Genomic DNA, 11,256 nt, shown 5'->3' with positions numbered 1-11,256 from the left:
AAAAAAAAAAAAAAAAAAAAAAAAAAAAAAAAAAAAAAAAAAAAAAAAAAATTACAATTAGTTTGTTGATATTTATAGGTTTTATATATTTAAACCGGCAAAAATTTACATTTCCGCCGTCGGTTTTACGCAACAGGCTTGACAAGTTTCCGAAGCCTTGTAAAATAGCGCACTTTCACGCGCCCATCGTCTAGAGGCCTAGGACACTGCCCTTTCACGGCGGCAACCGGGGTTCGAATCCCCGTGGGCGTGCCAATTCAAAAACCTGCTTGTTTCGAGCAGGTTTTTTTATTATGAGCCGTCATTCCCGTAATTTTTCGTCATTCCCGCAACTCTTCGTCATTCCCGTGAAAACGGGAATCTAGAACTTCTGAATTTTCAGACGACTTTTGAATATTGCCACTGCCCCAAGGGCTAGATTCCCGCCTGCGCGGGAATGACGGTTTGGAAATTACCCGAAACCCAAAAAAAACCGAAACCGAACACACTAGATTCCCGCTTTCGCGGGAATGACGGAATTTTAGGTTTCTGTTTTTATAGGAATGACGGCAGAGGGTGGACAATGCCGCCTGAAGCCCGACAAGGCATTTGATGCCGTCTGAAACTTCATCATTCCCACAACCCTTCGTCATTCCCGTGAAAACGGGAATCTAGAACTCCTGAATTTTCAGACGACTTTTGAATATTGCCGCTGCCCCAAGGGCTAGATTCCCGCTTATGCGGGAATGACGGGGTGGGGCGATGCCGTCTGAAACTACGTCATTCCCGCAACATTTCGTCATTCCCGCGAAAGCAGGAATCTAGAACCTCAAACTTTCAGATAATCTTTGAATATTGCTGTTGCCCAATGATTTGGATTCCCGCCTGCGCGGGAATGACGGGCTAAATAATATCAAACCATAAATCCTGCCAAGAAACATTATTTTCTTCAATCAGTTGCAATTTCCAAGCCCTGTTCCATTTCTTCAACTGTTTTTCCCGAGTAATTGCGCTCTCCATCGTAGGATGAAGTTCATACCAAACCAGCATAGTAACGTTGTACCGTGATGTAAATCCCTCAACCAAATGCTCCCTATGTTGGTAAATACGTTGCACCAAATCAGATGTAACGCCAATATACAACGTGCCATTACGTTGGCTTGCTAAGATATAAACTGCAGGCTGCATATGATATCCTTTTGAATTATTTAAATTTATATTCCCGTGAACATAATCCCGCGATTATTCCAACCCTTCGTCATTCTCGCAACTCTCCGTTATTCCCGCAACTCTTCGTCATTCCCGTGAAAACGGGAATCTAGAACTTCTGAATTTTCAGACGACTTTTGAATATTACCGCTGTCCCAATGGTCTGGATTCCCGCCTGCGCGGGAATGACGGGGTGGGGCGATGCCGTCTGAAACTTCGCCATTCCCGTGATTCCCACAACCCTTCGTCATTCCCGTGAAAACGGGAATCTAGAATCTCAAACTTTCAGATAATCTTTGAATATTGCCGTTACCCTAAGGTCTGGATTCCCGCCTGCGCGGGAATGACGGAATTTTAATTTTAGGTTTCTGTTTTTGTGGGAATGACGAATAAAGCGTGCTGGTTTATACTCGCCGCAACACGCGGTTCAGACGGCATTGCCCTCTTTTTTCATTATCAGTTGCTACGATGCACCCTACCGCCCTGCCCTGTGCCTTGTCCTGCAATACGACATATAATGCACCACAAACCCCGCGCTGCGGTTTTCAGACGGCATTGCCGTGCTTTTTTACAGGCAGTACGGACGCAATATTAAGGAGGAACAAATGAAAAGCTCTTTTGTGCAGACGCTTACCATCGCCGGTTCGGATTCGGGCGGCGGTGCGGGCATTCAGGCGGATTTGAAAACGTTTCAGATGCGCGGCGTGTTCGGAACGTGCGTCATCACCGCCGTTACCGCGCAAAATACCTTGGGCGTGTCGGCGGTTCATCTCGTCCCGACCGAAACCATCACCGCACAAATCCAAGCAATCAGGGAAGACTTCGACATCCGCGCCTACAAAATAGGAATGCTCGGCACGGCGGAAATCATCGAATGCGTTGCCGACAAGCTGAAACACTGCCGCTTCGGCAGACGCGTACTCGACCCTGTGATGATTGCCAAAGGCGGTGCGCCGCTGTTGCAGGATTCCGCCGTTACGGCACTGACGCGCCTGCTGCTTCCCGATACGGATGTGTTGACCCCCAACCTGCCCGAGGCGGAAGCCCTGACCGGCGTGCATATCGAAAACCGTAAAGATGCGGAACGTGCGGCAAAAATCCTGCTTGATTACGGTGTCAAAAATGTCGTTATCAAAGGCGGACATTTGAACGGCAGCACAAGCGGACGCTGCACAGATTGGCTGTTTACGCAAAATGAAACGCTGGAATTGGACAGCCCGCGCTTTCCAACCGCCCACACGCACGGCACGGGCTGCACGTTTTCCGCCTGCATCACCGCCGAGTTGGCAAAAGGCTCGGACGTTTGCAAAGCCGTACGGACTGCCAAGTCCTACATTACGGCGGCAATCTCAAACCCTTTGGAAATCGGCGCGGGACACGGCCCGGTCAATCATTGGGCGTATCGGGACTAACCGTAAAAATGCCGTCTGAAACAAAATGTTCAGACGGCATTTTTGAGGATTATTCAGGCTTTTTCGCCAGCATGGTTACAAATTTAAACCGTATCGGATTGCCGTTTTCGTCTTTGGCGTGCATCGCGCCCAATTCTTCTTTATATTCGACCAGCTCCCAATCCCGATAATAATCCTTCAGCTCGCCCTCTTTAAATTTGAAGGGGAACGGCATCGGGCAGGGGAAATCCGCCGTATCCATTGCCGACACAATCAAATTGTACCCGCCTGCCGCCGTATGCGCCTGCATATCGGCAATCACGTCAGGCACGCGCTGCGGCATCAGGAACATCAGCACCACTGTTGCCACAATATAATCAAACTCGCCCTGTAAAGCGGCGGCATTCAAGTCATATTCCAGCGTGCGGACGTTCAAGCCCTCCGCCTCTGCCAGCTCCGCCACGTTTGCCAAAGCAGCCGGATTGTGATCGACTGCAGTAACTTCAAATCCCTTCAAACCGAGAAACAGCGCGTTGCGCCCCTGTCCGCAGCCCATATCCAACGCCCTGCCCGCCGGTACGGTATCCTGTGCCGCCGCGACCGCAGAATGCGTGGCACTCATGCCGTATTTTTTGTGGAAATAATCTGCCGCCGCGCAATACAGCGACAAACGGATTTCGGCATCGTCCGTTTTCGGTTTGACCGAAAACACCTGCTGCGGCGCAAACACGCAATCGCCGCCGGCTGCCGACCAAATCTCTGCCGCCCCGTCCTGCGTGCGGACTTCGACATCGCCCTGCAACACATTCAGGCAGACCCACTCCCCTTCCTCAGACGAATAGCCCGACAACAAAACTTCCGGCAGGTTTTCCGCCTTCCACACGGGCATTTGTCCGAAGCAAAACAACTCGCCGCTTTGACCCACTATCCGCTCCTTCATATTCAAAAATATAGTGGATTAAATTTAAATCAGGACAAGGCGACGAAGCCGCAGACAGTACAGATAGTACGGCAAGGCGAGGCAACGCCGTACTGGTTTAAATTTAATCCACTATAAAGTTGCACATTATATGCCTATTTCAATCCGCCGTAATCTTTCAGCCGGCACGGCGTGCAAACCGCTTATAATCACGCCGGACACCACACAAAGGCACGATATGGACACACCTGTTTACCTCTACACCGACGGCGCGTGCAAAGGCAATCCCGGCGCGGGCGGCTGGGGCGTATTAATGCGCTACGGCAGCCACGAAAAAGAACTTTTCGGCGGCGAAGCGCAAACCACCAACAACCGCATGGAGCTGACCGCCGTCATCGAAGGGCTGAAATCGCTCAAACGCCGCTGCACCGTCATCATCTGCACCGATTCGCAATACGTTAAAAACGGTATGGAAAACTGGATACACGGTTGGAAGCGCAACGGCTGGAAAACCGCCGCCAAGCAGCCGGTCAAAAACGACGACTTGTGGAAAGAACTCGACGCTTTGGTCGGACAGCATCAAATCAGTTGGACTTGGGTAAAAGGACACGCGGGACACGCGGAAAACGAACGCGCCGACGATTTGGCAAACCGTGGCGCGGCACAGTTTTCCTGACTGCCGCTCCGGCAAGAAAATGCCGTCTGAAACCGCTAATAGGCTTCAGACGGCATCGTCCTCCACCGTCATTCCCGCGCAGGCGGGAATCCAGACCGTCGGGCAACGGTAATATTCAAAAGCCGTCTGAAAATTTAAAAGTTCTAGATTCCCGTTTTCACGGGAATGACGAAGAGCTGCGGGAATGACGGGATTTTAGGTTTCTGATTTTGGTTTTCTGTTTTTGAGGGAATGACGGGATTTGAGATTGCGGCATTTATCGGAAGCAACAGAAACCGCTCTGCCGTCATTCCCGCGAAAGCGGGAATCCAGACCTTCGGGCGGCGGCAATATTCAAAGATTATCTGAAAGTTTGAAAGTTCTAGATTCCCGTTTTCACAGGAATGACGAAAAGTTGCGGACAGCAGAGGAATGACGAGGTTTCAGACGGCATTGTTCTCCCGCCGTCATTCCCGCGCAGGCGGGAATCCAGACCTTCGGGCGGCGGCAATATTCAAAAGCTGTCTGAAAATTTAAAAGTTCTAGATTCCCGTTTTCACGGGAATGACGAAAAGTTGCGGACAGCAGAGGAATGACGGAGTTTCAAACGGCATCCGCCCGCCCCGTCATTCCCGCGCAGGTGGGAATCTAGAACATAAAATCTAAAGAAACCGTTTTACCCGATAAGTTTCTGTATCGACAGACCTAGATTCCCGCCTGCGCGGGAATGACAGGATTTTAGGTTTCTGATTTTGGTTTTCTGTTTTTGAGGGAATGACGGGATTTGAGATTGCGGCATTTATCGGGAGCAACAGAAACCGCTCTGCCGTCATTCCCCCGCAGGCGGGAATCCAGACCGTCGGGTAACGGCAATATTCAAAGATTATCTGAAAGTTTGAAGTTCTAGATTCCCGTTTTCACGGGAATGACGAAAAGTTGCAGGAATGACGGAGTTTCAGACGGCATCCGCCCGCCCCGTCATTCCCGCGCAGGTGGGAATCTAGAACATAAAATCTAAAGAAACCGTTTTACCCGATAAGTTTCTGTACCGACAGACCTAGATTCCCGCCTGCGCGGGAATGACAGGATTTTAGGTTTCTGATTTTGGTTTTCTGTTTTTGAGGGAATGACGGAATTTTAGTAACCGTAGCAATCGCCTGCGCGACGGCTAAGGGGCTTCGACAACCGTAGCAACTGCCTGTGTGGGAATGACGGACAATGGGCTTCAGACGGCATCAGACGGCATCAGGCGGCATCTCTTGCCTGCCGCTAAAACAGTTTGCCGCATCACTGTTCAAATGCGTCCGATATGTTTCAACACACAGGACGACACATAAAGCACCGCCCTATGTGTCGTCCTGATTTGGAAGGGGTTACACCCCCTCCCAAATAAAGTCTGTTCCTGCCGCCACAAAGGGCGGGGTTTCAACCGAAAAGGAAACACGATGAAGTGGTACAATTAACGGCAATGCGGACAGACAAATTGAAATATTAAAAATTACCCTACCGTTTTTTAAACACTTTCAGGAATAAGGAAAAATGACCGCCCAACCCTGCCCCATCTGCACGGCGCAAGATGAAGATATTTTGCTGCAAACCCCCAAGCTGCGCGTCATCGCCGTCCATAACGACAGCGGTTCGCCTGCATTCTGCCGCGTCATTTGGCGTAAGCATATTGCCGAAATGACCGACCTTTCGGCAGCGGAACGCGGCGAATTGATGGAAATGGTGTACAAAGTCGAAGCCGCTATGCGCCAAGTGTTCCGGCCGGCAAAAATCAACCTCGCCAGCTTGGGCAATGTCGTGCCGCACCTGCATTGGCATATTATCGCCCGCTTTGAAAACGATGCAACTTTCCCTGCGCCGATTTGGGCAAACCCCGTCCGAAAACACGGTATGACCCTGCCGCAAGATTGGACGGAACAACTTAAAAAGCTGCTTTAAGCCCGCCAATGCCGTCTGAAACCGTATGAAAGGGAAATTATGACCGAACCGACCTCCCGCCGCCGTTTTCTGAAAACCTGCACCGCCGCCGCAGGCGCGGGACTGCTTCAGGCTTGCGGTACTGCGCCTGCTTCAAACAATGCCCCATCCGCGCCCTCTCACCCTGTTGCGAAAGCCCGAACCGTGTACCCCGAACCACCACGCCATTCTAATTCTGCCGACAATCTTCTGCGTATTGTCGCCTCCTCAGGCTTTGCCGAAGACATCAACCGCGTCAATACTGCATTGACCCGCCTTTACAATGCCGGTTTTACCGTAACCAACCAACAGGCGGGCAGCCGCCGCTTCCAACGGTTTGCCGGTACGGACGCACAACGTGCCGCCGATTTCCAAGATGTCGCTTCCGATCGCGTTGCCATGCCGAAAGTCCTGATGGGTTTGCGCGGCGGTTATGGTGCGGCACGCATTCTGCCGCATATCGATTTTGCCTCACTCGGTGCAAGAATGCGCGAACGCGGTACGCTGTTTTTCGGCTTCAGCGATGTTTGCGCCGTCCAGCTTGCACTCTTGGCAAAAGGCAATATGATGAGTTTTGCCGGTCCGATGGCTTATAGCGATTTTGGCAAACCCACCCCCGGTGCGTTTACAATGGATGCCTTTATCAAGGGGGCAACCCAAAACCGCCTGACCGTTGATGTTCCTTATATCCAACGCGCCAATGTCGAAACCGAAGGCACGTTGTGGGGCGGCAACTTAAGCGTCCTCGCCTCGCTCGCCGGTACGCCTTATATGCCCGACATCGGCGGCGGCATTTTGTTTCTCGAAGATGTCGGCGAACAGCCCTACCGCATCGAACGTATGCTCAATACGCTGTATCTTTCGGGTATTTTGAAGAAACAGCGCGCCATCGTGTTCGGCAATTTCCGTATGGAAAAAATTCGAGATGTCTATGATCCGTCTTATGATTTTTCCGCCGTTGCCAACCATATTTCGCGTACGGCAAAAATTCCTGTGCTGACCGGCTTCCCCTTCGGACACATCAGCGACAAAATCACGTTTCCATTGGGCGCGCACGCCCGAATCCGTATGAACGGAAACGGCGGCTATTCGGTCGCGTTTGAAGGCTATCCCACACTCGATGCGTCCGCCCTGACTTTGGATACCCTGCTCCCGCCGCCGGATTTGCCTATCTTCCCCGAAAGCGGTGTTGCCGATATCTCGGAATAAACCCGCAAGCGGACAAATGCCGTCTGAAGCCTTCAGACGGCATTTTTCTGTAAAAAAACCGCACCTGATGGCAGGTGCGGTTTCCATTTTCGGGCTGAAACTTATTTGTCCCGGCCGAATACGATTTTAGTGGCTTGGATGGCGACACAGATTGCACCTCCGATAAAGATCAAGTCGGCAGCAGTACGAACCCAACGCAGAGTATCCAAGATTTCCATTTGCAGGAACTCTTCGCTACGCGCATACCACAGGCCGTGCGTGATGGAGGCGTATGCCTGAATCGCGCCGACAGGCAACAGGCTGATGGCAATCATACCCACCAGACCGCCGTTCAGCAGCCAAAAGCCCCAAGTCATCAGTTTGTCGTCAAACTGCGCGTTCGGTTTCAAATAACGGGCAACCAGCAATACGAAGCCCAATGCCAAGAAACCGTACACACCGAACAAGGCGGCGTGCGCGTGAACGGCAGAAGTGTTCAAACCTTGAATATAGAACAGGGAAATCGGCGGATTGATCAGGAAGCCGAATACGCCGGCACCGATCATATTCCAGAAGGCGACTGCCACAAAGCACATCAGCGGCCAACGCAGGCGTTTCGCCCAGTCGGACAGGTGTTGGTAAGACCAATGCTCGTATGCTTCACGGCCCAGCAACACCAGCGGCACGACTTCCAAAGCGGAGAAGCAGGCGCCGATTGCCATAGAGGCAGAGGTAGAGCCGGAGAAGTACAGGTGGTGCAGCGTACCCGGAACGCCGCCCAACATAAAGATGGCGGCAGCGGCCAAAGTGGAGGCAGTGGCGGTACTGCGGCGGACAAAGCCCATATTGTAGAAGACAAAGGCAAAGGCGGCAGTGGCAAATACTTCAAAGAAGCCTTCCACCCACAGGTGAACCACCCACCAACGCCAGTATTCCATTACAGCAATCGGGGATTTTTCGCCATAGAACAGGCCCGGTGCATAGAACACGCCCACACCGACCATAGAAGCGACAAAGATTGCCAGCAGGTTTTTGTCCACGCCTTTTTCTTTAAAGGCAGAAATCGTGCAGCGCAACATCAGGAACAGCCACAACAGCAGACCGACCATCAGCAGGAGTTGCCAGAAACGGCCCAAATCGAGGTATTCGTAACCTTGGTGTCCGAACCAGAAGTTAAATTCCGGGGGAAGGATGTGCGTCAACGCGAAGAAGTTGCCCGCGTAAGAACCGCCGACCACGATAAACAGGGCGATATAGAGGAAGTTCACGCCTGCACGTTGGAACTTGGGATCTTTGCCGCCGTTGACAATCGGCGCGAGGAACAAACCTGCCGTCAAAAAGCCGGTTGCAATCCAGAAGATGGCGGATTGGATGTGCCAAGTACGGGTCAGGGCGTAGGGGAACCAGTCGGACATTTCAAAGCCCAACGCCTCGTCAATGCCGTAGAAACCCTGGCCTTCGACGGTGTAGTGCGCGGTCAGGCCGCCCAGCAATACTTGTACCACAAACAGGGCGACCGTCAGGAAGACGTATTTGCCCAATGCTTTTTGCGAAGGGGTCAGTTGGATTTTGGAAATCGGGTCTTCAGACGGCACTTCCACTTCTTCGTGTTTGGTCAGGAAGGAATAACCCCACATCAGCAAACCGATACCCATCAAGAGCAGTACAACACTGGTAAACGACCACATGTAGTTTTCAGTAGTCGGTACGTTGTTGATCAAAGGCTCGTGCGGCCAGTTGTTGGTGTAGGTAAAGACTTCGCCGGGACGGTTGGTCGAAGCAGACCAAGAAGTCCAAAAGAAGAAGTCGAACAGTTTTTCACGCGCTTCTTTGCTTGGCAATGTGTTGTTTTTCATTGCAAAGTGTTCGCGGGTGGTTTGCAGTGCGGGATCGTCGCCATAAACACCGTGGTAGTAAGGCAGGATGCTTTCGATGGCTTTCACGCGCGTATCGCTGATGACTACAGAACCGTCTTCCTTCACGCGGCTTTGGTTGCGGTATTCGTCAGCCAGGCGGGTTTTCAGAACGGCTTGTTCTTCAGGGGAAACTTCATCGAATTTTTTGCCGTAAGTCTGTTGCGCGGTCAAATCCAACCAAGCGGACAACTCACGATGCAGCCAGTCGGCCGTCCAGTCCGGAGCCTGATATGCGCCGTGACCCAGAATCGAACCGACTTCCATACCGCCGGTACTCTGCCACGCAGACTGACCTGCCAAAATATCGTCTTTCGTCATCAGCACTTTGCCTGATGCGGAAACGACCTGTTCGGGGTAAGGCGGGGCTTTCTTATAAACCTCGCTGCCCATATAGCCAAGAATGGTAAAGCATACCGCCAGAACGGCAAACAGCAAGTACCACAGCTTCTTGTACTGTCCCATTTTGAGAGCTCCTTTTAATAAAGCAGTTGTTTAAAATTCACAGAATATGAATGTTAAAGATTGTAGCACGGTTTACCGCGCAAATAAACATTTGTTCAAACAAACGCACATATAAAACAAATACATATATGATAATAACTATCATTATTCTTTGCTCAGCAATCGCCCTGCCTTTGCCTGCTCTGCCGAAACCCTGGCAAATCAGCCTATTCATTGTAATTTTTAGTAGTTATAAAGTATTAGAAGTATCATTTTAAGTTCATATTTTATGAATTATTTGACTTAAATCAAAATGCCCGCAATGGGGCAACCGCATAATCACACCAAGTTCTTAACCAATCCTTTCAGGACAATTTACTTTTCTTACAAAAGGAAAACATCATGAAACGCCAAGCCTTAGCTGCAATTATCGCTTCTATGTTTGCTTTAGCCGCCTGCGGTGGCGAACAAGCTGCTCAAGCTCCTGCCGAAACCCCTGCCGCTTCCGCAGAAGCCGCAAGTTCCGCCGCACAAGCTGCCGCCGAAACGCCTGCAGGCGAACTGCCCGTCATCGATGCGGTTACCACCCACGCTCCCGAAGTACCTCCCGCAATCGACCGCGACTACCCTGCCAAAGTCCGCGTGAAAATGGAAACCGTCGAAAAAACCATGAAAATGGACGACGGGGTGGAATACCACTACTGGACATTTGACGGCGACGTTCCGGGCCGCATGATCCGCGTACGCGAAGGCGATACTGTAGAAGTCGAATTCTCCAACAACCCGTCTTCTACCGTTCCGCACAACGTTGACTTCCACGCCGCAACCGGTCAGGGCGGCGGTGCAGCCGCAACCTTTACCGCCCCGGGCCGTACTTCCACATTCAGCTTCAAAGCCCTGCAACCGGGCCTGTACATCTACCACTGCGCCGTCGCGCCGGTCGGTATGCACATCGCCAACGGTATGTACGGCCTGATTTTGGTCGAGCCTAAAGAAGGCCTGCCGAAAGTGGATAAAGAGTTCTACATCGTCCAAGGCGACTTCTACACCAAAGGCAAAAAAGGCGCGCAAGGCCTGCAACCGTTCGACATGGACAAAGCCGTTGCCGAACAGCCTGAATACGTCGTATTCAACGGTCATGTAGGTTCTATCGCCGGCGATAACGCGCTGAAAGCCAAAGCAGGCGAAACCGTGCGTATGTACGTCGGTAACGGCGGTCCGAACTTGGTGTCTTCCTTCCACGTCATCGGCGAAATCTTCGACAAAGTTTATGTTGAAGGCGGCAAGCTGATTAACGAAAACGTACAAAGCACCATCGTTCCTGCCGGCGGTTCCGCCATTGTCGAATTCAAAGTCGACATCCCGGGCAGCTACACTTTGGTCGACCACTCCATCTTCCGCGCATTCAACAAAGGCGCGTTGGGCCAATTGAAAGTAGAGGGTGCGGAAAACCCTGAAATTATGACTCAAAAATTGAGTGATACCGCTTACGCCGGTAACGGTGCAGCTCCTGCTGCTTCCGCTCCCGCAGCTTCTGCCCCGGCAGCCTCTGCATCCGAAAAAAGCGTTTATTAAACCGGATACCCGTCATTAGCG

8 protein-coding genes, 1 tRNA gene and 1 pseudogene are annotated in these 11,256 nt (G+C 51.5%); 7 read left to right on the top strand and 3 right to left on the bottom strand.

Annotated features, from left to right (window positions below):
- Positions 1–179: 179 nt before the first annotated feature.
- Positions 180–255: transfer RNA gene (locus tag Q9I99_RS09595), tRNA-Glu, on the top strand.
- A 627-nt stretch (positions 256–882) separates the two neighbouring features.
- On the opposite strand, the gene Q9I99_RS09590 is transcribed toward Q9I99_RS09595, so the two are convergent.
- Positions 883–1,167, bottom strand: coding sequence for a GIY-YIG nuclease family protein (locus Q9I99_RS09590; protein ID WP_301668027.1), 285 nt, complete (start codon positions 1,165–1,167; stop codon positions 883–885).
- 626 nt (positions 1,168–1,793) lie between these two features.
- Here Q9I99_RS09590 and thiD point away from each other — a divergent pair.
- A complete protein-coding gene (gene thiD / locus Q9I99_RS09585; protein ID WP_301668028.1) occupies positions 1,794–2,600 on the top strand; it encodes a bifunctional hydroxymethylpyrimidine kinase/phosphomethylpyrimidine kinase in 807 nt (268 codons plus the stop codon).
- Positions 2,601–2,649: 49 nt separating this feature from the next.
- Here thiD and tehB read toward each other — a convergent pair whose 3' ends face one another.
- The gene (gene tehB, locus Q9I99_RS09580) at positions 2,650–3,519 is read right to left on the bottom strand and encodes an SAM-dependent methyltransferase TehB (protein ID WP_301668029.1); all 870 of its coding nucleotides are present in this window, start codon (positions 3,517–3,519) and stop codon (positions 2,650–2,652) included.
- A gap of 6 nt (positions 3,520–3,525) precedes the next feature.
- Here tehB and Q9I99_RS09575 point away from each other — a divergent pair.
- From Q9I99_RS09575 to Q9I99_RS09560, 4 genes and pseudogenes are all read left to right on the top strand, one after another.
- Positions 3,526–3,633 (top strand): annotated as a pseudogene (locus Q9I99_RS09575) (IS5/IS1182 family transposase); the annotation flags it as partial.
- Between the two features lie 103 nt (positions 3,634–3,736).
- On the top strand, positions 3,737–4,174 hold the full coding sequence (gene rnhA / locus Q9I99_RS09570; RefSeq protein WP_301668030.1) for a ribonuclease HI: 438 nt from the start codon (positions 3,737–3,739) through the stop codon (positions 4,172–4,174).
- 1,518 nt (positions 4,175–5,692) lie between these two features.
- Positions 5,693–6,097, top strand: coding sequence for an HIT family protein (locus Q9I99_RS09565; RefSeq protein ID WP_003709130.1), 405 nt, complete (start codon positions 5,693–5,695; stop codon positions 6,095–6,097).
- A 39-nt stretch (positions 6,098–6,136) separates the two neighbouring features.
- Positions 6,137–7,324, top strand: coding sequence for an LD-carboxypeptidase (locus Q9I99_RS09560; RefSeq protein ID WP_301668031.1), 1,188 nt, complete (start codon positions 6,137–6,139; stop codon positions 7,322–7,324).
- 101 nt (positions 7,325–7,425) lie between these two features.
- Here the strand turns inward: Q9I99_RS09560 and Q9I99_RS09555 are convergent, their stop codons facing one another.
- Complete coding sequence (locus tag Q9I99_RS09555; RefSeq protein ID WP_301668032.1) at positions 7,426–9,681, bottom strand: nitric-oxide reductase large subunit; 2,256 nt, start codon at positions 9,679–9,681, stop codon at positions 7,426–7,428.
- Positions 9,682–10,062: 381 nt separating this feature from the next.
- On the opposite strand from Q9I99_RS09555, the gene nirK reads away from it, so the two are divergent.
- Entirely contained in the window at positions 10,063–11,235 is a 1,173-nt protein-coding gene (gene nirK / locus Q9I99_RS09550; RefSeq protein WP_301668033.1) for a copper-containing nitrite reductase, read from the top strand.
- The last annotated feature ends 21 nt before the right edge of the window (positions 11,236–11,256 follow it).

It is taken from the genome of Neisseria basseii (assembly GCF_962707005.1).
In the GTDB taxonomy this organism is placed as follows: Bacteria; Pseudomonadota; Gammaproteobacteria; order Burkholderiales; family Neisseriaceae; genus Neisseria; species Neisseria bergeri.
This window is presented reverse-complemented; position numbering and strand designations above follow the sequence as displayed.